Here is a 26,476-nt window from a genome sequence, read left to right on the forward strand (position 1 = left end):
GGCGGAGCCTGCCTAACGGCTGGATTGACGGCGGAACTTACCCTTTAATGTTTGTCGGTTCTGCAAAGCGCCTTGTAGCGCTTCAGGCGAGGCCTTCGACGCCCCTTCAAGGATAGCGTCCTTCACGACGGCATCTGCGGCACGAACCAATTCGCCCTGGCTGAGCCCCTCCAGTGCCGTTTCGAGTGCAGGCCACGCCTTTGCGGCGAATTTGAATTTGCCAAGGCGGCGCTCAACGATCGCGCGGGCGGCCGCGACGTCCGGCAGCGTGTATTCGATCACCTCATCGAAGCGCCGCGCCAGCGCTTCATCCAGGATCTCGACGTGGTTCGTCGCCGCCAGCACGAGGCTGTCGGTCGAGTTTGGCTCTTCCATAAAGGCCAGGACCGAGTTCAACACCCGGCGGATCTCGCCGACATCGTTCGGGTCGCCTCGGCGAGCGCCGATCGCGTCGAACTCGTCGAGTAGATAGACACCGCGTGTTTGCGCGATTTGATCAAACAGCAGTCGCATCTTGCCGGCTGTCTCGCCGAAAAAGCGGCTGAACAAGGCTTCGAGACGCACAGTGAAGAGCGGCAGGCGCAATTCCCCGGCAAGCGCCGAGGCGGTCATGGTCTTACCTGTGCCGGGCAGACCGACGAGCAGCATATGTGTCGCCGGCGTCTGGCTGTGTTCGCGCAAGGTTGCGCGTTCCTGTTGCTGGCGAACGATCCGCCCAAGCCGTGCGGCGATGTCGTCCGACAGCACCATGCTTGACAGCGTGACCTTGGGATAGGCGCTCTCGACGAGACCTTGCAATTCGCCCCGTGGCCGAGCCAGCGGAATCGGCGTCTGCCCGCCAGCGGGCTTTCCGACATGGCGCTGGTCTCTAGCCTTCTGGACGAGGCGCTTCAGCTTTTCGGCATCATCGGCCCGACCTTGACGGGCTTCCTGTGCGGCGATCTGCAAGGCGATCGACAGAAGCTGATCTTCATCTCCGTCGATATGCGAGTTGAGGAGCGCGAGAATTTGCTTGGTAGACATGCTCGCCTCCTTTCTTCGATTCGGCCTCGCTATACTTTTATATGCTTTAGATGCCACGGGCGATCATCGGCTCGAGATGACGGTATCTCAGAAGTCTCCCAAAAGCCACCGTTTCCTGTGGTTCTCCGGCGCTCAGGATCGTCAGGGACACTGCTGGGTTTGTCCGATACACGCCTATCAGACGTATGGCGATCGGCACCAGCCACACTGATTGCTCGATATAGCCACCGATACCTACCCGATTGCCGCCAATGCGATGCAGTTTGAGAGCTTCCGACCACCAACGAAAAGGCGATGGCCGAAAAGCGTCCGGAGCGAGATAATCGCCTGCTGCTAGCTCAACTGCCCACGGGGGTGGCGATAGACCCGGCGTGCCGGCTGTTCGAGCCGGCCCAAGCCGACATATTTGGTGCGTAGCGAGGTACAGTAGTCGCGCGCAGAGAACCACGCGGAATCAACGAGCACGCCTTCCGGGAGGAGGCGCTCAAGCTGCTTTAGCTTTCCCACGCTTTGCTCGCTCATGGTGGCGCCAGTTTGAAAATTTATCGGTTAGCGTCACATCGGTTAGCAAATGTGGCATTTGGCAAACCCGCGGTCTTCGCCTTGATACAAATCCTCGGAGTCTGATGGCTGAAGACTGCGGTTTAGTATCAGCAGCCAGAGAGGCCTAGTCCGTCTCGGCCCCCTTAGTCGGCAAGGCCAACCCGCCGTCGCAGCGATATAGGATCGAGGTGGGTGTATTGATTTCGCCGATTTTGACGGTACTTTACGGGAGCAAAAGATTCGAGGTCTGAGGTCTACGCCTCACCGCGAAACGGTCGATAGATACCGATAGTTCACAGAATTTTTTCTGCGCTAAAATTGCCTAAAAATCCCGCAAAATTAAAAGGATAGATTTTTGACGGCCTGCGCCTCGGCGCTGGCGGCCAAAGAGAATATTTTCTACAATAAAATCAATCGCTTATTGTCGAAAAAATATTAGAGTGGGAATAATTCGCGCCTATCCAAACGCCTGGCCTGCCCCGATTGAGTGGTCCAGTTTGACCCTAATGCATAGTCGGCCTTTCTTCGGTTGCTTGTGCGGCACCTTGAGCCCCTCCCGCCGCCAGATCCGCTCCACCCGCTTGACGTTCACCGCCCACCCGGCGGCGTGCAGCAAGGCCGTGATCCGGCGATAGCCATAGCGTCCGTACCGGGTGGCGAGTTCGACGATGTCCGCGGTCAGGGCCGCCTCGTCGGCACGGCCCTCCGGCACCTTGCGTTGGGTCGATCGATGTTGCCCCAGAACCCGGCACGCCAGCCGTTCCGACACGCCGAGCTTGCTCACGACGTGTTCGACGCAGCGACGGCGCCGGGCGGGGCTCAGAAGTTTCCCGCCGCAGCTTCCTTCAGGATCAGCTTCTCGAGCGTCAGATCCGAGACCGCCTTCCGCAGCCGCTTGACCTGGTCGCTCTTCAGCCCGCCGAACTCCTTGCGCCAGCGGTAATACGTGAACGACGTCACCCCGATCGCCCGGATCGCTTCGGCAACGGGGCGCCCCTGCGACACCAGAACGTCGACCTGCCGAAGCTTCGCGACGATCTCTTCCGGCTTGTGCTTCTTCTGCGCCATTGCGCCATCCTCCAAAGGCCCGAAAGCCTACTTCACGGAGAACCACTTTTCAGGGGGCAGGCCACGGCGGCGCATTGCTGTGGGGCGGTGGCGGACCGATCCACAGCATCGCCTCCTCCCGAAGCGCTGACGGCGACGGCCCCATGGCGATCCGTGCGGTGGGTGCGAGCCAATCCGGATGACGATCCAGCCAGCGAACCACCACGTCGATGAGCGACGTTTGGAAATTGAAGGCCGGCTTATAGCCGGGGAGCCAATCCTCCCCGAGGCCCTTTAGCGCTGCGCTGATATTCTGGTGCTTGTATTCTATCGAACCCCGGGGTCGCCCAGTTACCGCCTGCAGCAGACGATTATGCTCGGCCTTGCTGTAGGGGCGGCCGGCGATGTCGTCGGGGAGCATTGCGAAGTAGTCCGCAACGATCGCGTCGTTCTGCTCTTCGGTCCAGACACCAACCATCTCCTCCATCGCTTCGCCTATCTCGCCAAGACCTCTTCAAGCTGTTTCACCAGTGTCCCCCGCTTCTCCGCACTCAGGCTATCGAGATTCTGTTGCCGCCATCGCACGGCCGGCAGATCAGCGGCCGCTTCCAAGCCGATTGTCGACCAATCGGGCTCGCCTCGTTCGAACGCCAACAAGAATTGGCGGTGAGGATCAGGCATTGAGCCGACGATTTCGCTGATCAGCGCTTCACGCGCCGCCAGAAGGTCGTCGAGTGCGACCGGCTACCGCGTCATGCCAACAAAGCCACGCTCGAACTCAGCCTTGATGTCTTTGCGGCGAGCCGCCAGCACCTCGGCCATGGGGCGGTCGTGGCTGATGAGGTAGATCAGAAAGGTCCGCCGGAGCGCGTCGTCAATTCCTTCGTTTGCCAGGAGGTCGCGCGCATCGAAGAGGTCACGTGGATGCTGCCGGTCGAACGCAGCGACGATCTTCCCGGCGTAGAGATCCGGAAACGAGACGATACGCATTTCTGCGAAACCAAACTCGTCTTCGACGCCGGAGGAGACCGGACGAAAGTCGGGTTCGAACACGTAGCCTCGCAAGACCGGCGTGACCTCGATTTTGATCTGCGCACTATCGCTGCGAACCACTAGCTTGGTGATGACATTTTCGCGCGAGCGCGATGGCGTGACGCGGGCACCACGAACCGCTTCAGTGATGCGCTCCGCGATGCGCAGCATCGTCGCATCGATTGCGGCTAGCGAAGCCGCGCGATCCTGAACCGGCAGATAGGTGAGGTCGATATCGACCGAAAGCCGTGGCAGGTCGCGGATGAAGAGATTGATGGCTGTGCCGCCCTTCATCGCAAAACACTCTTCCGCTGCGACGGAAGGCAGCGTGCGGATCAGGAGCGCCACCTAGTTACGGTAGGCATCAGCAAAAGCCATCAGGGTGCCTCGTCCAGTTCTTTCGGCACGGTGATCTGATAGGCGGGATCGTAGCGCCCCTCCTTGACCAGCATACGCTTGCCCGAGCCAAGATCGATTGCAGCGCGCTCGATGTGCTTGAGCCATGCGTGGCGATGCCGATCGGCAAAGAAGAAGAAGAGGCGCTTCACCTTTACGCTTCGGCAGCGGACAAGCAGCTTCTGCAGCCGCCGCGGAGCAAGATCGCTCAATCCTTCCATCAGCACATCGACCTGATGGTAGCTTTCGTGATCGGGCAACTCGTCGAGCAGCTCAAGGATCGCACGTTCAGGTGCCGAAACCGTCAGTGGCCAATCCCATTGTCCCCAGGCAAGCGAGCGCAATCCGGCATCTTGGAGAGATCGGTCGTCGCGTATGCTGGCGTGTTTCCGATCGAGGGAAGGGAAGGTAGCGTCCTCAAGGTCCCTCCCGAAGAGTGGCACGCTATTGCGGTAGACGAATTGCTCCTTGAGCGGCAGCGCGGTGAGCCAGTTTGGAGGCTTAGTTGGGCCGTGAAGATGGACCTTAAAACCGCCTTGCGAGAGGTAATGGGCATAGCCCTGCAGTTCGAGAGCTGTTCGGCCACCAACGGCAAGGCTATGGTCGAGGATCGTCTGGAGCGAGATAACGACCTGGTGCCAGCTCAACTGTCCGCGGGGGCGTCTATAGACCCGGCGTGCTGGCTGTTCGAGCCAGCCTGAGGCGACATATTTGGTGCGCAGGGAGGTGTAATAGTCGCGCGCGGAGAGCCACGCGGAATCGGCGAGCAAGCCCTCTGGGAGGAGGCGCTCAAGCCGTTTTAGCTTTCCTTCGCTTTGCTCACTCATGGTGAGCTTTTTAGCTTATATTTAAACCGTATGCTAGTTTGAGAATATCCCATTTAGCGTCGCGTGGGTTAGCAAAGGAGGTATATGGCAAACCCACGGTCTTTGCCTTGATACAAATCGTCGAATTCTGATGGCTAAAGACCGCGGTTTCATATCAGCCAGTCGGAGAGATCGAACTCCTCTCGGCTCACGGCTTCGCTCAAGGTCATGCTGCCTGGCCTGCCCCCTGAAAAGTGGTTCTCCGTGAAGTAGGCTTTCGGGCCTTTGGAGGATGGCGCAATGGCGCAGAAGAAGCACAAGCCGGAAGAGATCGTCGCGAAGCTTCGGCAGGTCGACGTTCTGGTGTCGCAGGGGCGCCCCGTTGCCGAAGCGATCCGGGCGATCGGGGTGACGTCGTTCACGTATTACCGCTGGCGCAAGGAGTTCGGCGGGCTGAAGAGCGACCAGGTCAAGCGGCTGCGGAAGGCGGTCTCGGATCTGACGCTCGAGAAGCTGATCCTGAAGGAAGCTGCGGCGGGAAACTTCTGAGCCCCGCCCGGCGCCGTCGCTGCGTCGAACACGTCGTGAGCAAGCTCGGCGTGTCGGAACGGCTGGCGTGCCGGGTTCTGGGGCAACATCGATCGACCCAACGCAAGGTGCCGGAGGGCCGTGCCGACGAGGCGGCCCTGACCGCGGACATCGTCGAACTCGCCACCCGGTACGGACGCTATGGCTATCGCCGGATCACGGCCTTGCTGCACGCCGCCGGGTGGGCGGTGAACGTCAAGCGGGTGGAGCGGATCTGGCGGCGGGAGGGGCTCAAGGTGCCGCACAAGCAACCGAAGAAAGGCCGACTATGCATTAGGGTCAAACTGGACCACTCAATCGGGGCAGGCCAGGCGGAATATCCCAACCACGTCTGGTCCTACGACTTCGTCGAGGATCGCACTCACAATGGCCGAAAGTTCCGCATGTTGAACGTCATCGACGAATATACCCGGGAATGCTTGGCCATCCGCATCGATCGGAAGCTCAACTCGATCGTCGTCATCGACGTCCTGACGGACCTGTTCGTGCTGCGGGGCGTGCCGGGGCATGTTCGTTCAGACAATGGCCCGGAGTTCATCGCCACCGCCGTCCGGGACTGGATTGCCGCTGTCGGGGCCAGGACGGCCTTCATCGAGCCGGGCTCGCCGTGGGAGAATGGCTATTGCGAGAGCTTCAATTCCAAGCTCCGCGACGAACTCCTCGATGGCGAGATCTTCTACAGCCTTGCCGAGGCCAGGATCGTCATCGAGAGTTGGCGGCAGTATTACAACACTGAGCGGCCTCATTCCTCGCTCGGCTACAAACCGCCGGCGCCGGCCGTCATCGTGCCGCCACCGGCAACATCAAACCCGGCACTAAGGCCGACTATGCATTAGGGTCAAACTGGACCACTCAATCGGGGCAGCCCTGATCGCGGTGGCAGGGCTGCCATTTCTTCCACGCCCGTTGTCGGCAAGCTGGCCGTTCATAGTGGCATCGACGGTCTTTCAGATTGCCTATTTCGTGCTCGTGGCGCGAACCTACCGTGTGGCCGACATGAGCCTCGCCTATCCGCTGATGCGCGGATCGGCACCGCTGTTGGTTGCCTTGGCTAGCGTCACCCTGATGGGCGAGCCGTTATCGCAATCCGCTTGGTTCGGTGTCGGCACCATTTGCGTAGGTATCCTCAGCATGGCGAGTGCTGCGCGACAGGCGAGCGAAGCCGGGGTTGCCCTCTCACTGGGCAACGCCATCGTCATTGCCGGGTATACGCTGATCGACGGGATCGGCGTACGGCGCTCAGAAGCGCCATCCTCGTATACCTTGTGGATATTTCTGCTAACCGGACTCTTGTTGGGCGGATGGACGCTCGCAACGCGACACCGGGCCTTCCTCCACTACGGCCGACAGAATTGGCAACTTGGATCAGTGGGCGGAGCCGGCACAATCGGTTCCTATGGCTTGGCGCTCTGGGCGATGACCGTGGCGCCGGTGGCCGTAGTAGCGGCGTTGCGCGGAACTTCGATCCTGTTCGGTGTCGCCGTTGCCGCCCTGTTCCTCCGCGAGAGAGTCGGCACGGCCAAAGTGGTAGGCGTCTTCATCATCGCGATTGGAGCGGCGGCCCTGCGGCTGTCATAAAGGTTCGCCGCGCGTACGGCGGCTCTAGTCCAGAGCGGTCATCGGGGGCCATTCGGGAAGGGCCGACTCTGGGTCGAAAACGGCACATCACCATAGGCAACCGAATGGTCGCTTCGACATATTGGCTTTCCGGCAGTCGACCGACCACTTTCCTCAAGGCCTCACCATTTAGAAAATAGCCCATCACCGGAATACGCAACGTGTGGTTTCAGGGGGCTATTGAGTAGGCATGGTGCTCATCTTCATCGGGCATGGCCCGCCAAATCCCGTCGATTGCCCTATATAGTGCGATATAGCCGCCGACTGCCGTCGCCTAATCTATACCCACCCCGCCAAACACCGCCGTTTATGTGCCACTGCTCGACGTCTCGGTGCCTGCGAGGCCGGTCATGCCAAGCAGTTGACCAATTGCTGAAGCACCAGACATCCACTCGCGGCGCAGGATGGCGTATTGCATGGTGTTTTCGTAGATCGGATTGCCTGCATCGTCATTGGTGAACGATACGAACTCGATGAACACGCCTTCCCGGCGCATACCCAGCTTTTCGCAGAGGCGCTGCGAGGGCTTGTTGTGATCTTCGACATAGGCATAAATTCGGCGAAAGCCCTTTGCCCGGAAAAGATGGTCGAGCAGGGCCCTTGCGGCTTCGAACGCATATCCCTGACCACCGAATTGCGGATTGAGGTTCCAGCCGACCGAGGTCGTCTCGTCTTCATCTTCTCCGCCGGCGCCGCCGAACAGATCGCCGATGACCTGGCCGGTCTGTTTCAGGTATATCGCCACGCAGCCCTCGTCGAGGGCGCGCCTCCTGACCTCGATCTCCGCCTCAGCCAGGTCCGCGAGCTTGAGCGAGAGGAAGCAGCGGGCCGTGGGTGCGCGCAGATAGGCGAAGAGGTCCGCTGCGTCGCCCTCCTGGAAGGGCCTGAGGATCAAGTGCTTGGTTTCAATGATCTGCATGTCCAATACTCTGCAAAAGGCTGTCAATGATGCGATCGGGAAAGTTAGCGATAGGGTAGGTGTAGTTCCCTGTTTCTTCGTCTTCGGCCCGCCACTTGCCGCCGATTGTCCTCTATGGCGCGATATTGCCGCCGATCACCGCATCGCCACTAAACAACGCTGAGAACCGCCGGCCTGCAGCCCGATGCATATGAAGGCCGGCGACAGCAGGATACGCCCCCTTTGCGGGCACTTTCCTGTCCTTGCCGTATTTGTGATGCTCTTGCGGACACGAGGGATTGCTGCATGGAATATTCACCCCAGGCCGGAAGCCGGATCACCGACAAATCAGCGCCGCCAGACGATACGACTATCCGCGACTGGATCGGGCCGGACGCATTCGAGCAATGGGGCACGTTGCGGGATTGGATCGAGGGAGCATATCCCGGCGTTTTTACTCCCGATTGGATTTATGGCGGCAAGAAGCACGGCTGGTCCCTGCGCTACAAGAGATCCAAGGCGTTTTGTACGTTTCTGCCCGAATACCGGGCCTTCTCTGCCGTAGTCGTGTTGGGAGGGGCAGAGCGGGAGAAGGTCGAGGCGCGGCGCGATAGCCTGAGTCCCCGCCTCATGGCTCTTTATGACGAGGCGGCGACGTATCGAGATGGCAAGTGGCTGAAGATCGGCATCTCGTCGGCAGAAGAGCTGAAGGACGTTACCGAGCTTCTGACGTTCAAACGCCCTCGCAAGGCCGGCGCCCGATCGGGACCAAGGTCCGCTTCGCTCGCATCCTGCGTGCTCTGATCCGCGGGCGAATGACCGCTCGGGGCAAAGCGGATATTCCAACCCGTGCTGATTACCACGGCTTCTCCCTAAGCTATCGGTTTGCGTGCATTCGGCGCCCCGTCTGATGGCAGTGGTTAGCTCACTTGCTCTCGGGCAATGCAATGACCGAAATCGCCTCGAGGATGTTTTCCGGGCCACCCTTCGGCGGCCAGATTCCCGCGGAGTAGGCGGCGGTCCGCAACGCTGCACGCTGTGCGAGGCTATCGAACCCCCAGACGTGGGTGATCCGGGGCGGCCCGTCGAGCGCATACATGTTGATCATCAGGTGCGCCGTGTAGTCCCGGGCCGGCGCGATCGCGGCTTCCCAGCCGGCGAGCGTCGGCGGAAGACCGCCAGGCTTTAGCTTGTAGGTACGGAATTCGTAGACCGCGTCATGGGCGGCGGCTCGCGCCGGCGGCAGGAAGGGAAAGGGGCTGTAGCTGTCCATCTCCAGCGCCGTTATCATGCCGCCGGCGTTGAACGGATTGGCACTCGATAGCGCGCGATGCCGCTCCCGTTGCAGGGCGCCGGCATCATCGAAGCGACGCATGATCAGCATGCGTCCGAGTGGGCCAACCTCCGTGCGCCAGCAACCCAACAGGGTGCCGGCGGCATCGGGCATCGAGACCCAGCCCCGCGCAGCCTTCGCAACCTCCGAGGCAGAAAGAAGTGGGAACGCCAGTGTCGTGAGTTCGTAGAGTTCGCGCATCGGTCAGACCTCCATCGGCAAAGGCGCTGGTAGCCCGGGCAGACGCCCGGAGGACTCCGCCGCGAAAGCACCGAAGAGCGGGTCCCATTCGGTGATCGTCACGTTCTCGATGAGACCCGAGGCGGCGAACGGATCCGCTGCCACGAGCGCTTCGACTTTGGCGCGATCAGGAACGGTGAAAATCAGGAAGCCGGATCGGTGCGGCGTACCAATCAGGGGGCCGGATGCCCGTAAGCGGCCCGCCGCGACGAGGTCCTTGAGATAGGCTACATGGGAAGCGAGGTGACGGTTCCATCCATCTCCGTCCGGATGCGCCATGATTGTGATGAAGCGAGGCATTCTTGTCTCCTGGTCTGCATGACGGTCTGCGACTGAGAAACAGATAGGTTGACGCACCAGAGTTATTAGGAGACGAGACCTCTCATGATTTGAAACCAGCAGTTTGGAATGATGGATCGTCTCACCAGCATGGCCGCCTTAGTGAAAGCAGCGGATCTCGGCTCCTTCACCGCGGCGGGGACGGCACTCGGTATCTCATCCCAGATGGTCGGCAAGCATGTGAGCTTCCTCGAGGAACGGCTTGGTGCGCAGCTCCTCCATCGTTCGACCCGGCGCCAGAGCCTGACCGCAATCGGACAGACCTTCTATGAACGCTGCCGCCTGGTGCTTGACGAGGTCGAGGCGGCCGAAGCCACCGCCCGCGAGTCCAGCACCACCCCGCGCGGACGGTTGCGCGTCAGCGCGCCGGTGACTTTCGGCAGCATTGCCCTCGCGCCCCTCATATCGGACTTCCTGCGGATCTACCCGCAGGTCGAGATCGCCCTCGACCTGACCGACCGCTACGTCGATGTCGTGGGAGAAGGGTATGACGCCGTCATCCGCCTCGGGCCGCTCAAGGATTCCGAACTTACCTCCCGCGCGCTCGTTCCCTACCAATTAATCGCATGCGCCTCACCTGGCTATCTTGCCACCCGAGGCACGCCGCGAACGCCTGCGGACTTGGTTGCGCATGACTGCCTCGGCTTCGTCTTCGCCTCCGGGCAGCCGTTCTCCGAGTGGCGCTTCGACAAGGAGGGACACGTTCACAAGGTCCGGGTGCGCAGCAGGTTTCAGGTGAATGACGCGCGTGTGCTGCAGGCAGCCGCGCTGGACGGACAAGGCATCATTCTGCAGGCTAACCTGATCCTGACGGATGACCTTACGGCAGGTCGGTTGGTGCAGGTCCTGCCGGATTATGAAACGCCCACGCGCGCCCTGCACATTCTGTTCGCTGCGACACGCCCGCCGACGCAGACGCTGCGCAGTTTCATCGATCACGTTGCGGGCCGCTTCGGAAAACGTCCAAGCTCCGGGAAACACTAATCAGCCCAAGGGACGTCTCCTCCTTCCGCGCGCCCTATACCTCGTCCGTGGGAGCCAAGTGTGGGATCTGCGGATAGGCCACCGCAGCGTATCCGTGACGGACGCAGAAGGGGACGACCATTATCGTCTCCCGTGTACTTCCGGGCAGCGTCAGAGGCCTATAGCGTAGATGTAGTGCTCATCATCGTCGGACATGGCCCGCCACCTTCGCCAAACTGACATTCCGGCGAGCGATTTTCCGCGGAACGCCGCCGACTTCGCTCTATATGCCGATGTTCTTGGCAGCGTTTACGGTGCTTGGGCCGCCGCGACAGAGCGTGATCGTCGAATGCCCGCATCGAGTGACCGCTTGCCTCTGGTTTCGGGCGATATCATCAATCCCCAACTGAGGTCCGGCATATGGGTGCGAACCCACCCATTCAGTTCGGCAGATACACGATTCGCGGCCCCTCATCCTTCCAGGTAGAGGCCACATCGGACAGGAGAGCAGTGCGGTACTCCAGCGCGAGCTTCGCCGAAGCTGTCGCGTTCAAGACGCCGCCAATAGACGCGACGACGCGTGGCAGGCTGATGCTCCCAAGGCCGCTGCCCTTCATTTCTATAGCTGAAGAACGCAACACAGCGGCTGGCAGAGTGATTTCAGCGCCGCTGATCGAGCCGATCTGCACGAAACGTATAGGAGTACCGTCAGGGGCAGCCTTGGCGCCTGCGACGAGGATCGATCGCGCGCTCGGTCCCCAGAGATAATCGAGCACCACATGCACGCCGGCTGCGAAATGCTCGAGGAGCGCAGCCTCAATTGCCTCTTCGTCGCCGCTCAGCGGTACGACGGCGTCCGCTCCAAGGGTTCGCAACGCCGCCTCGTTACGGCCGGTTGCAATCACCTTTGCCGCGCCGAGATGTCGCGCAATCCTAATCGCCAGAAGACCGGCAGCGCCTGTCGCGCCGTTGATGAGCACAGTCTCGCCCGCGCGTAGCCCGGCCCGCTCCGTCAATGCCGCCCATGACGACATGCCCGGATTTGCGATGACGGCGGCCGTGGCATCATCGACACCGTCAGGCAGTGCCACCCATTGCCCGTCGGGAACGACAGTCCGCTCGGCCATGGCACCGAAGGGCGCGCGCGGCAGCAGGAAATAGACCCGCCTGCCATCATCCCGTCGTCCCACCCCATCGACTCCGACGACGAAGGGAAAGGTTCCTGCCGTGCTGTAATGCGTACCTGCGGCGCGGCTGCGCACCAGCGGACTCAACGCTGCGGCGGTGACGTTCACGATTGACTCGCCCTGACCGGGAACAGGTTCGGCGAAGTCACTGTAGACGGGTGCATGGCCGGCTTGCTCAACGATGGCGGCTTTCATGAAAGGGTGCCTTTCGGATGGTCGATATGCGTGCATAATGCACGTTTATATGCTTTTCACGTGGAGTCAATATCCGTGCAAAATACACCGAGTAAGGCGTTGCTGGCTGAGCTTCATGATGCCGTTCTGGATATCGTTGCCGTGATCAACCGTCCCGACCGTGACGAGCGGCTGATAGAAGAAGCGGGGATCAGGCTGGACCGGGCGCTGTTTCCGCTGCTTGTCCTGACGGAAAGGGTGGGGCGGATCGGTGTCGTGGAACTTGCCGCGCGCGTCGGACGCGACCACAGCACCGTTAGCCGTCAGATCGCCAAGCTGGTGGCGCTCGGCCTGCTTGAGCGGCGTCCCAGCGCGACCGATGGCCGTCAGCGTGAATTGCATGCGACGTCGGCAGGCCAGGCAATGGCTCGGAAGATTGACGACGCGCGAGAAAGACTGGCCCGCGAAGCGCTCACCGGCTGGTCGGAGCAAGAGGTCAGCGCCCTCGGACAATCGCTTCGCCGCTATGCCAATGCACTCGCGGCACTGTGACATGCCGTCGGCGTTTCAACTGGACCGCAGAGAGGCCGACATGACCGCCGTCGAATCCATTCACCTGCAGAGGTCGGTCGGACTTGGCAATGTGAGATGCGTCGTATCTCAGTTGGATAGAGCGCCACCTTCCGAAGGTGGCGGCCACACGTTCGGAGGGTGGCGGGCGCGCCAACCTTGTTGCCAAGGTCCTTGGGTAGGAAGCCAAGAACCGCTGAGGAAGCGGTCCTCGCAACTGGCCTGCTGCCGGTTTCGTGGACGCCCTGTTAGGGTGTTTTCATGAAGCTGGAGGCAGCAGATGCAACGACGGAAGTTTGGCCGGGAGTTCAAGGTCGAGGCGGTTCGCCTGATCAGGGACCGAGGGGTCAGCGTGGCACAGTCGGCTCGGGACCTTGATGTCCATGAGAATGTGGTGCGCAAATGGGTGCGGAAGTTTGGCGCCGATCCGGCGCAGGCCTTCCCCGGGCGGGGTCAGGTGAAGCCGGAGCAGCTTGAGATTGACCGGCTACGGCGCGAGGTGACCAAACTCAAGGCGGAGCGCGACATCCTAAAAAAGGCCGCAGCCTACTTCGCGAGGGAGGCGACATGAGGTTCGCCTTCATCGCGAAGCACCGGGGTATCTGGCCGGTGGCATGGCTGTGCGAAGCGCTGGACGTCTCCCGCTCCGGGTTCCACGCCTGGCTTGCGCGCCATCCCAGCCAGCGCACTCGGGATGATGAGAAGATCGGCACTCTGGTGCGTGCGAGCTTCGTTGGCTCGGATCGCACCTACGGCGCTCGTCGCGTATGGCGAGATGTACCGGCGGATGGGGTCGATTGTGGCCTCCATTGCATCGAGCGGCTCATGCGGGCTCAGGCGCTGTGAGCGAGGCCACGCCGGCGCACCTTGCCCAAAGATGAGGGCCAGCGCTCGACAATCGCTCCCAACACGCTTGATCGTGAGTTCCATGCAAGGGCGCCCGAACCAGCGGTGGATCGCCGACTTCACCTACGTATGGACGGCTGAGGGCTGGCTCTACGTGGCAGCGGTCATTGACCTCTTCTCGCGACGCGTCGTCGGCTGGTCGATGAAGGCCGAGATGACCGCAGCGCTTGTCACCGACGCGCTCGTCATGACGATCTGGCGCCGCGGCAAGCCGGATGCCTTGCTCCACCACTCGGATCAGGGCAGCCAATACGCGAGCCAGCACCTCCAGGAACTGCTGGCCGAAAACGGCGTCACATGTTCCATGAGCCGATCCGGCAACGTGTGGGACAATGCAGCAATGGAGAGCTTCTTCTCTTCGCTCAAGACCGAACGGATTAGGGGCAAGGTCTACCGAACCCGTGACGCCGCCCGGGCCGATGTGTTTGATTACATCGAGCGCTTCTACAACACGGTTCGCAGGTACTCGACCATCGGCTACGTCAGCCCGGCCGAGTTCGAAATGAAGGTCGAATTAGCCTAACCGGGTGTCCATAGAACCGGCAGCAGGCCACAGAGCCGCGCAGGCCCGGCGGATCGACACCTGCCACTCGCCACACATCATACCGACGAATTCGCGCTTGCGACCAGGCCTCGGACTTTTTGGCGGACGATATCCTGCAGCATCTCACGGTCGAGCGAGAGGTCCGCGACGAGCTTCCTCAGCCGACGCATCTCGAGCGGGGCGAGCTCCTCATACTTCTTCTTCCACTTGAAGTAGCTCGCCTGGCTGATCCCGGCTCGCCGGCGGATATCCGCCACCGGCACGCCATCCGCTCCCTGCTTCAGGATGAGCACCTTCTGCACCTCTGAAAACTTCGATGCCTTCATCGTCTTCCGCTCCTCTCAGCCAAGGGATTTTGGCGCGGAAAACTCCAGCTTCAAACGGTCCAGTTTTCGGGGATCAGATCACTTGCGTGCGGCCATCCGAGCCATCGCTCGAGTCCTTGGGGCATCATGAGGCTCGACGGGCGCTGACACGGCGCGGTCGCTGCTACCGCGTTTTCACGTGCTCCTGACGAAAGCCAAGGCCGATCAGCCTTCCTGACAGATGGGCGAGGACCGGCCAGCGTGCGATCCAGCGCAAGAAGGCCGGCGGGCCTGTGCGCGCGGGCGCCTCGCTTGCCGCGCCGTTCACGTCCTCCCGTTTGCGGCGGTCGCGGCGCATCATCAGCTGCAACTTCTGCGTTGCCTTCGTCGGGAAGGAGCGTCGCGCCTCGACGGCGGCGAGGGCGCGGTCGCTCACATTGCCGTCCCGCAGCGGTCGAGCAAGGAGGTTGGCACAGGCCACGGCGTCCTGAATCGCCAGGTTCACGCCAAAGCCGCCAATCGGCGACATGGCGTGTGCGGCATCGCCGATGCAGATCAGCCCCGGTCGCCACCAGCGCTTGAGCCGGTCGATCCGAACGCTGAGCAGATGCAGGTCCCCCCATTCGCGAACTTCATCCATTCGTGCGGCGGGGAGGGGGGAAACGCTGGCGACCGCCTTGCGGAAGGCATCAAGGCCGGCCGCCTTCACCTCTGCGAAGCCGCCCTTGCGCACGACATAGCCACATTGCCAATAGTCGCCGCGATCGACCATGACGAACCCCTGGCGCGGCCCGCCATGCCCCATCGTGTAGGGGGGATCATCGGGCTGGTGGGACAGCTTCATCCAGAGGACATCGCTGGGGCTACCGAAGCTCTCCACCTCCAGTCCGGCTTCTCTCCGAACCACGGAGTGGCGTCCATCTGCTCCGACGACCAGTGCTGCGCGCACCTCGACGTCGCCATTGGGTGTCGTCGCTTTGAGCCCGACAATCCGCCCGGCGTCTTCCAGGAGGTTGGTGACCTCGGCCTGAATCAGCAGCCGGAAGTTCGGATAGCGGCTCGCTTCGCGCGCCACATAGTCGAGAAACTCCCACTGCGGCATGAACGCGATGAACCGGCACCGGGTCGGTAGGCGCGAGAAATCGGCGATGGTTATGTCGCGTCCGCCGATCTCGGCATGAAGCTTCGGTGCTTGCGTGTGTGGAAGGGTGAGCAGACCGTCGAGAAGATCCAGCTCGCGCATGATTTCCAGTGTGGAGGGGTGGATCGTGTCACCCCGGAAATCGCGCAGGAAGTCGCCATGCTTTTCAAGGACAGTAACGTCCACCCCGGCGCGTGCAAGCAGGAGACCGAGCATGAGGCCGCCCGGTCCGGCGCCGACGACAACGCAACCTGTTTGAAGGGAATCCATATGCCGATTTTAGCTCATCCCCTGCGATTCATCGAGCCTGCCTCGCCGCGGCTCAAATCCCGGAGCGCTACCGCTCGAGCGAGAAAGCCCTGCATGTGGTGCCTTCGGCACATGCAGGGGGCGCACGCATCGTGCCTTCCGACAGGTGGGATATTTCGACGCAACCGATCCGTTGGGGCGGAATGTCATGAAGATGTTGGCACGCAAGGTGTCGGGCGTGAGAGGATGGTGTCGCGGGCATCGATCGACGGTGCCCGCGACGACATGCTGCTCGCTATGAACGAATGTCGGGGCTGGACCTTTTTGCGTCTGGCATCATTCTAAGTGAGTGCGGCGAGGTAGGCCGCTCATCAAGCCCCGTCATAAGGGCGCCACGAATGAATTCTGCCTGGAAGGACGCCATGAACCGCTTCATCACTGCTGCCGCCCTGCTTGCGCTGGGTACGACCGCTGCTCTCGCTCAGAGCCCCGAGGGTGATCCCGCCAAGGGCGCCAATGTGTTCAAGAAATGCATGGCCTGCCACGCCGTTGGCGAAGGTGCCAAGAACAAGGTCGGCCCCGAGCTCAACGGCATCGTGGGGCGCAAGATGGGCGCGGTGGAAGGCTTCAACTATTCCGACACGTTGAAGGAGCACAACGCCAAGGGCGATGTGTGGACCGCCGAAGTCCTCGACGCCTATCTCACGAATCCGCGGAGCTACATGCCCGGCGTCAAGATGGTGTTTGCGGGTCTGCCCAAGGAATCCGACCGGGTCAATCTTATTGCCTACCTGTCGGGCTTCAACGAGGATGGCACCAAGAAGTAGCTGTCGCGGGTGCCGCGCGGCTGCGCGCGGAGGCTCTTATGCCGGACGTGCCCGGGCCGGATCGCCGTCGCTTCCTGACCATCGCGGCCGCTTTGGCGGCGGGCGGCGGGCCTGTGCTCGCCGCGCCGGTGGCCCATGCCTCTGGCTCAGCCTTGGCACTGGAGGAAGTGGCGGAGGGAATCCATGTCTTCCGCGCTCCCTATGAACTTCTGGCGCCGTCGAACGGCGGAGCCATCGCCAACATGACACTTATCGTCGGCACCGATGCCGCGGCGGTGGTCGACACCGGCAACAGCAAGCTCGCCGGCGAGCGTATGTTCGAGGCGGTTCGGGCGGTGACGGATCGCCCGTTACGTTATGTGATCAACACCCATATGCACCCCGACCACACGCTGGGAAATGCCGCGTTCGAGGGAGAGGGCGTACGGTTCGTCGGGCACCACAAGATGCCCCGCGCCCTGTCGATGCGCGCCGATACCTATCTTGCTCAGGTGGAGCGGGTACTGGGAGAAGCGGCGAGGGGCACGCGGATCGTGCTGCCGGACATTTTGGTCGAGGATCAGCTTACGCTCGATCTTGGCGGGCGAATCCTTGAGCTCGTGGCGCGCCCGACCGCGCACACCGACAATGACCTGACCATTCGCGACCGCCGCACTGGTACATGGCTGCTCGGCGATCTGCTCTTTGTCGGTCATGTGCCGACCCTGGATGGAAGCCTGCTGGGCTGGCTCAGGCTGCTTGACGTGCTTACCCAGGAACCTGCGGCGGGTGTTGTTCCCGGGCATGGACCCGCCCGCGTCGCCTGGCCGCTGGCGGCGGAACCCGAGCGCCGCTACCTGGACGCCCTTCGCGATGACGTCAGGCGACTCATCGCCGCCGGGCAGCCAATGGGCGACGCGCCGGCCGCTGCCGCTGCTTCCGAAAGCGGCTCGTGGTCGCTGTTCGGCGAGTTCAACGCCCGTAACGCGATTGCGGCCTACCACGAACTGGAATGGGAATGATTTGCTGCACTGCACCGTGAGAATGATGCGGTGCACGTGGGGATATTTGAGTATAGCTATCTGGTATACTGTATATCTTTCGCAGTTGCAGCAAAATCATAATAAGACATGTTTCTCATAAGAGTTCTTATTGCGCGTTGCTGGAATTCGGATTAGCTTTCTCCTTGTCTTCGGCTTCAACGGCTTTCGAAGGTAATTCCTTCGATCCGGTTCGTAGGCCAGCTTGGGGCGGAGGCCCCCGTGAAGATCCGGCTGCTTCTCCCCCAGCCGGTCGTGACACGCTGCCGAGGACAAAAGCTCAGAACGGCAATAAGCCGCGACGGGTCGACCTATAGGTCGGTCCCGGAGGATCGTTCAGGAGGAGATTAGGCATGCGCAAGGTTCTGGCAGCAGCATTCGTGACTGCTGCGGCAGCCTATGCTTGGCCCGCCGTGGCCAATGACGGGCTGATGACTATCATGAAAGACCCCGGACAGTGGGGTATTCAGACCGGTGACTACGCCAATACGCGTTATTCCAAGCTTGACCAGATCAACGCTGGAAACGTCGGCAAGCTCCAGGTGGCGTGGACGTTCTCAACCGGTGTGCTGCGCGGCCATGAAGGCGGTCCGCTCATCATCGGCGACATGATGTACGTACATACGCCGTTCCCAAACATCGTCTACGCGCTCGACCTCAACAATGATGGTCGCATCGTGTGGAAATACGAGCCGAAGCAGGACCCGAACGTCATTCCGGTGATGTGCTGCGATACCGTCAATCGCGGTCTCGCCTATTCTGACGGCATGATCTTCCTGCATCAGGCGGACACCACTCTTGTCGCGCTCGACGCCATGACCGGCGAGAAGAAGTGGTCCGTCGTCAATGGCGATCCGAAGAAGGGCGAGACCAACACCGCGACCGTTCTGCCGGTGAAGGACAAGGTCATCGTCGGTATCTCCGGTGGTGAGTTCGGCGTGCGCTGCCACGTCACCGCTTACGACACCAAGACCGGCAAGCAGATGTGGCGCGGTTATTCGATGGGGCCTGACAGCGAACTGCTGGTCGACCCTGAGAAGACCACGGCTCTCGGCAAGCCGATCGGCAAGGATTCGTCGCTGAAGACCTGGGAAGGCGATCAGTGGAAGATCGGTGGCGGTTGTACCTGGGGTTGGTATTCCTACGATCCTGAGACCAATCTGGTCTATTACGGCTCGGGCAACCCCTCGACCTGGAACCCGGCCCAGCGTCCCGGCGACAACAAGTGGTCGATGACCATCTGGGCGCGTGACGCCGACACCGGCATGGCCAAGTGGGTCTACCAGATGACCCCCCATGACGAGTGGGACTTTGACGGCGTGAACGAGATGATCCTCACGGATCAGCAGTTCGACGGCAAGCCGCGCAAGCTCCTCACCCATTTCGACCGTAACGGCTTCGGCTACACCTTGGATCGCGTGACCGGCGAGCTTCTTGTCGCCGAGAAGTTCGATCCGGCGGTGAACTGGGCCACCAAGGTCGACATGGACAAGAACAGCCCGACCTATGGTCGTCCGCTGGTCGTCGCCAAGTACTCGACGCAGGATGGTGGCGAGGACGTGAACACCAAGGGCATCTGCCCGGCGGCTCTGGGTACCAAGGACCAGCAGCCGGCGTCGTATTCGCCCAAGACCAACCTGTTCTACGTGCCCACCAACCACGTCTGCATGGACTACGAGCCGTTCCGCGTCAGCTATACGGCGGGCCAGCCCTATGTCGGTGCGACGCTGTCGATGTTCCCCGCGCCGAACAGCCATGGCGGCATGGGCAACTTCATCGCCTGGGACAACACCAAGGGCAAGATCGTCTGGTCGCTGCCTGAGCCGTTCTCGGTGTGGTCTGGTGCACTCGCCACTGCGGGCGACGTGGTCTTCTACGGCACCCTCGAGGGCTACCTGAAGGCGGTTGACGCCAAGACGGGCAAGGAACTCTACAAGTTCAAGACCCCGTCGGGCATCATCGGCAACGTCACCACCTATACGCATGACGGCAAGCAGTACATCGCCATCCTGTCGGGCGTCGGTGGATGGGCGGGTATCGGCCTCGCGGCTGGCCTGACCGACCCGAACGCCGGTCTCGGTGCGGTGGGCGGCTATGCGGCTCTGTCGAGCTACACCAACCTGGGTGGTCAGCTCACGGTGTTCGCGCTGCCGAACTGAGGACGTGCCTGGAGGGTGCTCCCTGAACGGGAGCGTCTTTCCGATGCAGTAGGGGGCCTGGCCGCCGGCTTGTCCGGTGCGCCGGGCCCCGCTGTCTCGGGGCACTTAAGTTTATGAAATTCTTACAACAATTCCGAGCTTTGGCGCGTTCTGTTGCCATGTGACCGGCTGGTGCCGGCCTAGCCGAACCCCGGCATTCCGGTGGCCTGAGGAGACTGATCGATGAAGAACCTTGTTCGCGGATGGCGTGCCTCCGGCATTCTGCCGGCATCTGCTGGTGTGTCGGCCCTGGTCCTCGCGGCCACTCTCGCGATGCCGATTGCATCCCACGCCGAGGACGCGACCGCGACCGCGCCGGCTGCGGAACCCGTGGTGAAGGAAAAGGATGATCTGGGCAAGTACACGCTGCCGGATGGCTCGCCGACTTACAATATCGGCAAGGACGGGACGGTCGACTGGTACACCTACAGCGGATATCGCCGCTACCATGCCGAGTGCCATGTCTGTCACGGCCCCGATGGCATGGGCTCGTCCTACGCGCCGGCGCTGGCGGAGTCGCTGAAGAGGCTGAGCTACGAGCAGTTCATGGAGATCGTCGTCAACGGCAAGAAGAACGTCGGCGTCGGAACGGCGGATCAGGTCATGCCCGCCTTCGGCCAGAACAACAATGTCATGTGCTATCTCGATGACATCTACATCTACCTGAAGGCACGTGCCGACGGTGCTCTTGGTCGTGTCCGGCCGAGCAGCCGTGAGGACAAGCTCAAGGCGTATACCGACAATGAAAACCAGTGCTTCGGACGACCGAGCTGAGGGCGCGGCGATGTTCGCGCACGCCCCATCGCGGTGGGGCTTCCCGGTGGTGGCGGGTCTGATCGTCGCCTCACTTGGGTTCGCCGTGCCGGTACAGGCTCAGGTGTCGGATCTCGTGGACCGCTCGACGCTGCGCGTCTGCGCGGATCCAGCGAACATGCCCTTCACCAATGAGGAGGGGGCAGGCTTCGAGAACAAGATCGCCGAGCTGCTGGCCAGCAAGCTTGGTCTGACGCTCGACTACACCTGGTTTCCTCAGGCCACCGGCTTCTACCGGATGACGCTGGCGTCGAAGCGCTGCGATGTGGTGATGGGCTATGTGGCGGGTGGCGATCCGGTGCTCAACACCAACCCCTATTATCGCTCAGCCTGGGTCTTGGTGACGAAGAAGGATGGCGACCTCGCGGGAGTCGACACGCTGGAGGATCCGCGGCTCAAGGGCCGGCATATCGGTGTCATTGCCGGTACGCCGCCTGCGGATCTGCTGGCCCGAAACGGGTTGATGGCCGGCGCACGGCCTTATTCCTTCATGGTCGATCGGCGTTTCGACAGTCCTGCGGAGACGATGATCTCCGACATCGATGACGGCACGATCGACGCCGGCATCCTGTGGGGACCGATCGGGGGCTATTTCGCCAAAGCGTCCGACGTGCCGTTGGTCGTGGTTCCGTTGGTGAAAGAGAAGGGCGACCCCTCGCTGATCTATCGAATTACCTTCGGAATCAGGCCCGGTGAGCTGAACTGGAAGCACCAGCTCAACGGTTTCATCACCGAGGAGCAGGAGGCCATCAACCGCATTCTCGCGGAATACGGCGTTCCGCTGCTCGATTCCCAGAACCGACCGATCGAGCCAGCACCTTAAGTGAGGGTGGTGGCGGGAGAGGCAGCATGAGTCCGCACCACGAACCGCCACTGACGCGCCTCGCCTGGATCGGAATGGCGGGCCTCGCACTGGTCCTGGTCGCCATGTCGCCCGTCGCCGGCCAAGTGGCGGCGAATGTCGCGGTGCCCGAGCCCGACGGCTACCGGATGGAGAATTACCGCGCTCCCACGCCGGCAAGCCTGCGGGGCGCGCAGGTTGTCGATACGGCGCAGGCCCATCGCCTGTGGAATGACAAGGCGGCCGTCTTCGTCGATGTGATGCCTCGCGACGTGAAGCCGCCCAATCTGCCGGCTGGCACGATCTGGCGTGACAAGAAGCGCGAGGACGTGCCGGGCAGCGTCTGGCTTCCAAATGTCGGCTACGGCGTTCTGAACGCCGAGATGGATAGTTATTTCCGGCGCGGCCTCGCGGGCATCACCGAGGGCCGAAAAGATGCGCCTCTGGTGTTCTACTGCAAGACCGATTGCTGGATGAGCTGGAACGCCGCCAAGCGGGCGATGGAATACGGCTACGCCAACATCACCTGGTATCCTGGCGGCAGCGACGGTTGGGCGGAAGCCGGGTTACCGCTGGAAGTGGCCAAACCCGTCGAGTGAGAATGCCCGTCCATTTCGTGCCCTGATCGTCTGCGGGAGATGCGGTGAGCGGGCCAAGCGCCTCACTGAACACCTGACCAAGCGGATCTCTCTCACACTTGTGGATTTGGGAGCGGCTGGCTTTTCGGCCATCCCGGTGCCGGAACCGGTTCCATGTCGGTCGGCTCCCTGCGTACAGGCTCCCGATCGCGCTACGTCCCGCCCGCGTGGCGTCCGCGATTCTCGCCAGGGCGAGTTGTCGAGACGTCGGTGTTTGTCATGGCGAGCGGGGAGTCCTCGCTTGCCACGGGCCTCTATCGCCAACCGGCACGGCGGATGCCGGCGAACCCCCGCCGCCGCTGCCTTATTCCATCACATTCTGGATCGACCGTGACAGCGCGAAGATGCGCTGTTCCAGTATCACCGGACTCTCACAGACGGCTGTCACGGCCTGATTGCGTGCATCGTAGATGCGCGTGTCCCAAAGAACCTTCTTCTCGAGTTCGGCGGTCTTCGCCTTGTCGTCGTCGGAGGTCGCGGCCTTTTTGGCCTTGGCGAGCGAGAGGCTCTCTTCCTTGATGCGCTTGGCGAGGTCGATCTGATGCTGGGAGTAGCGCTCGATGCCGGAAAGGATGCGGCTGCGCAGCGTGTTGATCTCATCGAACACACCGGCGAAGAGCAACGTCAGGCGCGTCTTCTTGTTGGCGCCGGCGTCGGCGGCGAAGGCGTCGATCAGGGTATCGGCCTCGTCCATTGGCGTGCGGCGCGCGGCGATGATCGGCACCAGTTCCGAGATCTGTGGGTCCGACCGCCAGTTGAGATTTTCAATCGGCGGCCCTGCCCACATTTGCGCGGCGGCAAGGGTGGGCACCTTGGGCTGGATGCAGGGCCAGAGCGGATCGGAACTGCTGGCGGCGAGGGTGGGGGAGGCGGTGGCTAGAAGCGCGAGTGCCCCGATCAGGCGAAGCGGGACATGGCGTGGATGGCGGGGTGTGCGGGCTGGCATCTGGGCGTCCTCGAAAGCGATCTGGTTTTGGTTGTTTTTCTGGCTGTTGATGACCGGTCGTGTGCGTCGGGCCTATTTGGCGTTGTCAGGCCCGCCGCGCCGGGTCATCACCCCAGCGGAGGGATCGTAGGCGAAAATTGCCGCGCCAAGGAAGACCAGAGCGCAGCCGGAAACGACCGCCGCCGCAAGTGGCTCGAACTGGCCGTAAAGTGAGAAGCGTATCAGCTCAACCGCATAGCTGAAGGGATTGAGCGTGCAGATCCACCACAGCACCAGGCTGCTCTCCTGCACCCGCCACAGCGGATAGAGCGCGGAGGAGGCGAAGAACATCGGGAAGATGACGAAGTTCATCACGCTCGCGAAGTTCTCCATCTGTCGGAACATCGACGACATCAGCAACCCCATCGCGCCGAGCATCAGGCCTGAAAGCATGAGCGCGGGAAGTACGGTCAGGTAGCCGATGGGAGGAATCTCGACCTCCCAGAACCAGGCGACGAACAGGAAGGCGTAGACCTGCAGCAGCGATACGCAGATGCCGGCTATGAGTTTTGAGGCCAGCAGGAACCAGCGCGGATAGGGGCTGACGAGAAGTATCCGCATCGCGCCGACCTCACGGTCGTAGACCATGGACAGCGAGGACTGCAGGCCGTTGAAAAGCTGGATCATCGCCACCAGACCGGGCGTCACATAGACCTCGTAGAGCACGTAGGTCTCATAGGGCGGGATGATCGAGACCCCCAGCACCGAGCGGAAGCCGGCGGCGAAGATGAACAGCCACACCAGCGGGCGCACCAGCGCCGAGAGGAACCGGCTGCGCTGGTTGAGGAAGCGCAGACCCTCCCGCCAGCAGATGCCGGCGAGGCAGATGAGATAGCCCGAAGGAGGGAGGCGGAAGCGATCACCGGGATTGCTCATATCGCCCCGCCCGCCTGTTCGCCGACCAGAGCCAGAAACGCGGCGGAGAGCGAGGAAGCCTCCACCATGGCCGAGACCTCATCGAACGTTCCCTCGGCCCGCACCTTGCCGCGATGAAGCACGACAACCCGGTCGCCGGGCATAATCTCCTCGATGATGTGGGTTGCCCACAGCACGCCTATGCCGTCATCGGAAACCAGCGAGCGGACCTGCTCAAGGAGCGCGGCGCGCGAGGCAATGTCGAGGCCAACGGTGGGTTCGTCGAGCAGCAGCAGCCGGGGGCGATGGATCAAGGCACGGGCAATCTCGACCCGGCGCATCTGCCCACCGGAAAGCGTTCGCACCTTGTCGCGGGCGCGATCGGCGAGGCCGGCTCGCGCCAGCACCTCCATCGCTCGCTGGCGCCCCTTGGCGAAGCCGATGCCGTGCAGGGTGGCGTGATAGAGCAGATTTTGCAGCACGCTCAGTTCGAGATCGAGCGTGCGCGCCTGAAAAACCACGCCCAGCTGGCTGAGGGCCGCGGCGGCTTGCAACCGGACGTCGCGGCCCAGCACCTCGATCGAGCCACTGCGGTTGTCGTAGAGCCGGGTGACAAGCGAGAACAGCGTCGTCTTGCCTGCACCATTGGGGCCGAGCAGTGCCGTGAAGCTGCCTGCCGGCACGCGCAGCGTCACGTCGTCGAGCGCCTTTCGGTCGCCGAAACGATGGGTGACGCCGGAGACGGCGAGCGCCGGCACCCTCGCGGGGGGCGAGGCGTCGAGGGGTGGAGTGGTCGGCACAGCCGTCATCGGATTCCGATCGGGAAGGAGAGCCCCGGCACGCGGCCGGGGACCAGCCGCATTCTCAAAGAGCTGAAACGATCTGTCTCATCTGACGACGAATTCGCCGCTCATGCCACGCTCTTCCATGCCCTTGCAGTACCAGGCGAAGGTTCCGGGCTTGATCGGCACGAAGAACATCTCAGCCTCGCCCTCCTCCTCGAATTCGAGTTCGGTGAGGTGGATCGCCTTGATCTCCATGCCGCCAGCCTCGACCTTGCGCAGGAAGATGCTCTGGAAAAGTCCGGGCGACTGCCAGGCGCATTCCTTGTTGCCGGTCGACTTGATCATGAGCGAGTAGGACGTGCCGGTCTCCAACTCATAGGTCTTCTGTGAAACGCCGTAGCCGGCATCGCCCAGCCCGACGGTAAGTTCCTCGAGTTCAGTAGGTTTCAGCGTCATGTCGCCTTCGGCGCGAGCCGCCGTTGCGGCCAGGGTCAGGGATAGGGCGGTCGCCGTCACTAAAGCGAGGGTTCTTGTCATGTCGAATCCTTCGGAGACTGTCTGTTTCGGCAGTTCTGTCTTCTGTTGCGGGCGCGCAGCACGCGGCGGCTAGGGCACAATCACGACGCCCCAGGGCGCGCGGCCGACAGTGACCGATTTGGTGACCTTCTCCGACGCCACATCGATCACCGAGATGTCGTTGGAGTTGCCATTGGTGGAGATGAGCAGCTTCTCGTCCGGGGTGAAGCCGAGCTGCCAGACACGCTGGCCGACGAGCAGGTACTTCTCCACTTCAAACGTCTTCGAGTTTACCACCGCCACGCGATTGGCGGGCCCGAGCGCGACAAAGGCCTTGGAGCCATCCTTGGTGAGACGCACCCCGACCGGCTGGATGGCCTCATCGGCCACGCCCGGAATCTTGAACGAGATCTTCTTGATGATCTTCCATGTCGTCGGATCGACCACCGCCACAGTGCCGCCGACCTCGGAGGAGATCCAAAGCTGCTTGCCGTCCTTCGAGAATTCGGCGATGCGCGGGCGTGAATCGACCAGGATATTCTCGATGATCTCGTTGGTGCTGGTGTCGATCACATGCGCCATGTTGGTGGTTTCGGAGGTGTTGACGAGGTACTTCCCGTCCGGGCTGACGCCCATGCCCTCCGGCTCCACGCCTACCGGAATCTCGGCGATCAGGTCGTTGTTCTCGACATTGACCACCGTGACCATGTTGTCGTCTTCGTTGGCGATATAGAGCGGATTGCCGGACGGGTGCAGCACGAACAGCTCGGGGTCGGGACCTGAGCGCAGTGATTTCACCAGCTCGAGGGTCTGTGAATCGTAGACTTCGACACGGTTGTCGTCGGACGCGCACAGATAGATCAGCTTGCCATCCGGACTGGCGGTGATGCCGCGGGGCCGGCGGCCGGTCTTGATGGTCTTGATGACCTTGAGGCTGTCCATGTCGACCACGCTCATCGTGTGGTCGCGCTCATTGGAAATGAAGGCGCGGGAATCAGCCTGCGCCGGCATTGCGTCGACCATCAAAAGCCCTGCCAGCACGGCAAGTCCGGCTGGGAGCGTGATCGGGCGTTTCATCGGTTCCTCCTGGCAAACATT

Annotated in this window: 28 protein-coding genes, 1 tRNA gene and 3 pseudogenes; 15 read left to right on the forward strand and 17 right to left on the reverse strand. The window is 62.0% G+C overall.

The genetic code is table 11. The features are described from left to right. Positions 1-12 precede the first annotated feature (12 nt). The 6 genes and pseudogenes from G3A50_RS17525 to G3A50_RS17550 all read right to left on the reverse strand — a co-directional run bounded on the left by G3A50_RS17525 (position 13) and on the right by G3A50_RS17550 (position 4,868). Entirely contained in the window at positions 13-1,023 is a 1,011-nt protein-coding gene (locus G3A50_RS17525; RefSeq protein ID WP_163076454.1) for an AAA family ATPase, read from the reverse strand. A 333-nt stretch (positions 1,024-1,356) separates the two neighbouring features. Beyond that, positions 1,357-1,545 carry a hypothetical protein gene (locus G3A50_RS22700; RefSeq protein ID WP_246251822.1) on the reverse strand — a complete coding sequence of 63 codons (189 nt, stop codon included), beginning with the start codon at positions 1,543-1,545 and terminating at the stop codon, positions 1,357-1,359. A gap of 508 nt (positions 1,546-2,053) precedes the next feature. Continuing rightward, positions 2,054-2,634: pseudogene (locus G3A50_RS17535) on the reverse strand (IS3 family transposase); the annotation flags it as partial. Positions 2,635-2,683: 49 nt separating this feature from the next. Further along, positions 2,684-3,100 (reverse strand): hypothetical protein, encoded by a 417-nt coding sequence (locus G3A50_RS17540; protein WP_210255162.1) that lies wholly within the window; start codon positions 3,098-3,100, stop codon positions 2,684-2,686. Positions 3,101-3,108: 8 nt separating this feature from the next. Beyond that, a pseudogene (locus tag G3A50_RS17545) lies at positions 3,109-3,993 on the reverse strand (nucleotidyl transferase AbiEii/AbiGii toxin family protein). Positions 3,994-4,022: 29 nt separating this feature from the next. Beyond that, complete coding sequence (locus G3A50_RS17550; RefSeq protein ID WP_163076455.1) at positions 4,023-4,868, reverse strand: type IV toxin-antitoxin system AbiEi family antitoxin domain-containing protein; 846 nt, start codon at positions 4,866-4,868, stop codon at positions 4,023-4,025. Positions 4,869-5,147: 279 nt separating this feature from the next. Between G3A50_RS17550 and G3A50_RS17555 the strand changes: the two genes are divergently transcribed. Together G3A50_RS17555 and G3A50_RS17560 are read left to right on the forward strand one after the other, a co-directional pair. Then, positions 5,148-6,271, forward strand: a protein-coding gene (locus G3A50_RS17555; RefSeq protein WP_163076456.1) for an IS3 family transposase whose coding sequence is annotated in 2 segments (ribosomal slippage) — positions 5,148-5,382 and positions 5,382-6,271 — 1,125 coding nt in all. Because the reading frame shifts where the segments join, the coding sequence is not laid out codon by codon here. 94 nt (positions 6,272-6,365) lie between these two features. Further along, on the forward strand, positions 6,366-7,013 hold the full coding sequence (locus G3A50_RS17560) for a DMT family transporter (protein WP_246251824.1): 648 nt from the start codon (positions 6,366-6,368) through the stop codon (positions 7,011-7,013). 346 nt (positions 7,014-7,359) lie between these two features. Here G3A50_RS17560 and G3A50_RS17565 read toward each other — a convergent pair whose 3' ends face one another. After that, entirely contained in the window at positions 7,360-7,971 is a 612-nt protein-coding gene (locus G3A50_RS17565) for a GNAT family N-acetyltransferase (protein ID WP_163076457.1), read from the reverse strand. 285 nt (positions 7,972-8,256) lie between these two features. On the opposite strand from G3A50_RS17565, the gene G3A50_RS17570 reads away from it, so the two are divergent. Further along, positions 8,257-8,754 carry a DUF3788 domain-containing protein gene (locus tag G3A50_RS17570; protein WP_163076458.1) on the forward strand — a complete coding sequence of 166 codons (498 nt, stop codon included), beginning with the start codon at positions 8,257-8,259 and terminating at the stop codon, positions 8,752-8,754. Positions 8,755-8,875: 121 nt separating this feature from the next. Here the strand turns inward: G3A50_RS17570 and G3A50_RS17575 are convergent, their stop codons facing one another. Continuing rightward, a complete protein-coding gene (locus G3A50_RS17575; protein WP_163076459.1) occupies positions 8,876-9,484 on the reverse strand; it encodes an NIPSNAP family protein in 609 nt (202 codons plus the stop codon). Positions 9,485-9,487: 3 nt separating this feature from the next. Next, complete coding sequence (locus G3A50_RS17580; protein WP_163076460.1) at positions 9,488-9,823, reverse strand: YciI family protein; 336 nt, start codon at positions 9,821-9,823, stop codon at positions 9,488-9,490. A gap of 108 nt (positions 9,824-9,931) precedes the next feature. On the opposite strand from G3A50_RS17580, the gene G3A50_RS17585 reads away from it, so the two are divergent. After that, the gene (locus G3A50_RS17585) at positions 9,932-10,846 is read left to right on the forward strand and encodes a LysR substrate-binding domain-containing protein (protein ID WP_246251826.1); all 915 of its coding nucleotides are present in this window, start codon (positions 9,932-9,934) and stop codon (positions 10,844-10,846) included. A 419-nt stretch (positions 10,847-11,265) separates the two neighbouring features. On the opposite strand, the gene G3A50_RS17590 is transcribed toward G3A50_RS17585, so the two are convergent. Then, positions 11,266-12,207: a quinone oxidoreductase family protein gene (locus G3A50_RS17590; RefSeq protein ID WP_163076461.1), complete on the reverse strand. Its 942-nt coding sequence runs from the start codon at positions 12,205-12,207 to the stop codon at positions 11,266-11,268. Between the two features lie 69 nt (positions 12,208-12,276). Between G3A50_RS17590 and G3A50_RS17595 the strand changes: the two genes are divergently transcribed. The 5 genes from G3A50_RS17595 to G3A50_RS22870 all read left to right on the forward strand — a co-directional run bounded on the left by G3A50_RS17595 (position 12,277) and on the right by G3A50_RS22870 (position 14,185). Further along, positions 12,277-12,738 (forward strand): MarR family winged helix-turn-helix transcriptional regulator, encoded by a 462-nt coding sequence (locus G3A50_RS17595; protein ID WP_425483479.1) that lies wholly within the window; start codon positions 12,277-12,279, stop codon positions 12,736-12,738. A gap of 98 nt (positions 12,739-12,836) precedes the next feature. Further along, positions 12,837-12,912, forward strand: a tRNA-Arg gene (locus G3A50_RS17600). Positions 12,913-13,036: 124 nt separating this feature from the next. Beyond that, positions 13,037-13,327, forward strand: a complete 291-nt coding sequence (locus G3A50_RS22860; protein ID WP_281355819.1) for a transposase — start codon at positions 13,037-13,039, stop codon at positions 13,325-13,327. Next, positions 13,324-13,602 (forward strand): IS3 family transposase, encoded by a 279-nt coding sequence (locus G3A50_RS22865; RefSeq protein ID WP_281355820.1) that lies wholly within the window; start codon positions 13,324-13,326, stop codon positions 13,600-13,602. The genes G3A50_RS22860 and G3A50_RS22865 overlap by 4 nt, the downstream gene beginning before the upstream one ends. An 82-nt stretch (positions 13,603-13,684) precedes the next feature. After that, positions 13,685-14,185 (forward strand): IS3 family transposase, encoded by a 501-nt coding sequence (locus G3A50_RS22870; RefSeq protein WP_281355822.1) that lies wholly within the window; start codon positions 13,685-13,687, stop codon positions 14,183-14,185. Between the two features lie 30 nt (positions 14,186-14,215). On the opposite strand, the pseudogene G3A50_RS17610 reads toward G3A50_RS22870, so the two are convergent. Beyond that, positions 14,216-14,532 (reverse strand): annotated as a pseudogene (locus G3A50_RS17610) (transposase); the annotation flags it as partial. A gap of 163 nt (positions 14,533-14,695) precedes the next feature. Then, positions 14,696-15,922 (reverse strand): FAD-dependent oxidoreductase, encoded by a 1,227-nt coding sequence (locus G3A50_RS17615; RefSeq protein ID WP_163076463.1) that lies wholly within the window; start codon positions 15,920-15,922, stop codon positions 14,696-14,698. A 401-nt stretch (positions 15,923-16,323) separates the two neighbouring features. Here G3A50_RS17615 and G3A50_RS17620 point away from each other — a divergent pair, with 401 nt between their 5' ends. From G3A50_RS17620 to G3A50_RS17645, 6 genes are all read left to right on the forward strand, one after another. Continuing rightward, complete coding sequence (locus G3A50_RS17620; RefSeq protein ID WP_210255164.1) at positions 16,324-16,728, forward strand: c-type cytochrome; 405 nt, start codon at positions 16,324-16,326, stop codon at positions 16,726-16,728. 38 nt (positions 16,729-16,766) lie between these two features. Beyond that, entirely contained in the window at positions 16,767-17,729 is a 963-nt protein-coding gene (locus G3A50_RS17625) for a quinoprotein relay system zinc metallohydrolase 2 (protein ID WP_163076465.1), read from the forward strand. A gap of 371 nt (positions 17,730-18,100) precedes the next feature. Beyond that, positions 18,101-19,906, forward strand: coding sequence for a lanthanide-dependent methanol dehydrogenase XoxF5 (gene xoxF5 / locus G3A50_RS17630; RefSeq protein ID WP_163076466.1), 1,806 nt, complete (start codon positions 18,101-18,103; stop codon positions 19,904-19,906). A gap of 222 nt (positions 19,907-20,128) precedes the next feature. Beyond that, on the forward strand, positions 20,129-20,719 hold the full coding sequence (locus G3A50_RS17635) for a c-type cytochrome, methanol metabolism-related (RefSeq protein ID WP_163076467.1): 591 nt from the start codon (positions 20,129-20,131) through the stop codon (positions 20,717-20,719). Positions 20,720-20,729: 10 nt separating this feature from the next. Continuing rightward, positions 20,730-21,581 (forward strand): quinoprotein dehydrogenase-associated putative ABC transporter substrate-binding protein, encoded by an 852-nt coding sequence (locus G3A50_RS17640; RefSeq protein ID WP_163076468.1) that lies wholly within the window; start codon positions 20,730-20,732, stop codon positions 21,579-21,581. A gap of 26 nt (positions 21,582-21,607) precedes the next feature. Continuing rightward, positions 21,608-22,198 (forward strand): PQQ-dependent catabolism-associated CXXCW motif protein, encoded by a 591-nt coding sequence (locus tag G3A50_RS17645; protein WP_163076469.1) that lies wholly within the window; start codon positions 21,608-21,610, stop codon positions 22,196-22,198. A 343-nt stretch (positions 22,199-22,541) separates the two neighbouring features. Here G3A50_RS17645 and G3A50_RS17650 read toward each other — a convergent pair whose 3' ends face one another. The 5 genes from G3A50_RS17650 to G3A50_RS17670 all read right to left on the reverse strand — a co-directional run bounded on the left by G3A50_RS17650 (position 22,542) and on the right by G3A50_RS17670 (position 26,455). Then, positions 22,542-23,183 (reverse strand): hypothetical protein, encoded by a 642-nt coding sequence (locus G3A50_RS17650; RefSeq protein ID WP_170308646.1) that lies wholly within the window; start codon positions 23,181-23,183, stop codon positions 22,542-22,544. A gap of 72 nt (positions 23,184-23,255) precedes the next feature. Next, complete coding sequence (locus G3A50_RS17655) at positions 23,256-24,098, reverse strand: ABC transporter permease (protein WP_163076470.1); 843 nt, start codon at positions 24,096-24,098, stop codon at positions 23,256-23,258. After that, positions 24,095-24,886 carry an ABC transporter ATP-binding protein gene (locus G3A50_RS17660; protein ID WP_163076471.1) on the reverse strand — a complete coding sequence of 264 codons (792 nt, stop codon included), beginning with the start codon at positions 24,884-24,886 and terminating at the stop codon, positions 24,095-24,097. Before G3A50_RS17660 ends, G3A50_RS17655 begins: the two co-directional genes overlap by 4 nt. 78 nt (positions 24,887-24,964) lie before the next feature. Beyond that, positions 24,965-25,399, reverse strand: a complete 435-nt coding sequence (locus tag G3A50_RS17665; RefSeq protein ID WP_163076472.1) for a cupredoxin domain-containing protein — start codon at positions 25,397-25,399, stop codon at positions 24,965-24,967. A 69-nt stretch (positions 25,400-25,468) separates the two neighbouring features. Further along, positions 25,469-26,455: a PQQ-dependent catabolism-associated beta-propeller protein gene (locus G3A50_RS17670; protein ID WP_163076473.1), complete on the reverse strand. Its 987-nt coding sequence runs from the start codon at positions 26,453-26,455 to the stop codon at positions 25,469-25,471. Positions 26,456-26,476 lie beyond the last annotated feature (21 nt).

This window comes from Ancylobacter pratisalsi (genome assembly GCF_010669125.1).
Classification (GTDB): domain Bacteria; phylum Pseudomonadota; class Alphaproteobacteria; order Rhizobiales; family Xanthobacteraceae; genus Ancylobacter; species Ancylobacter pratisalsi.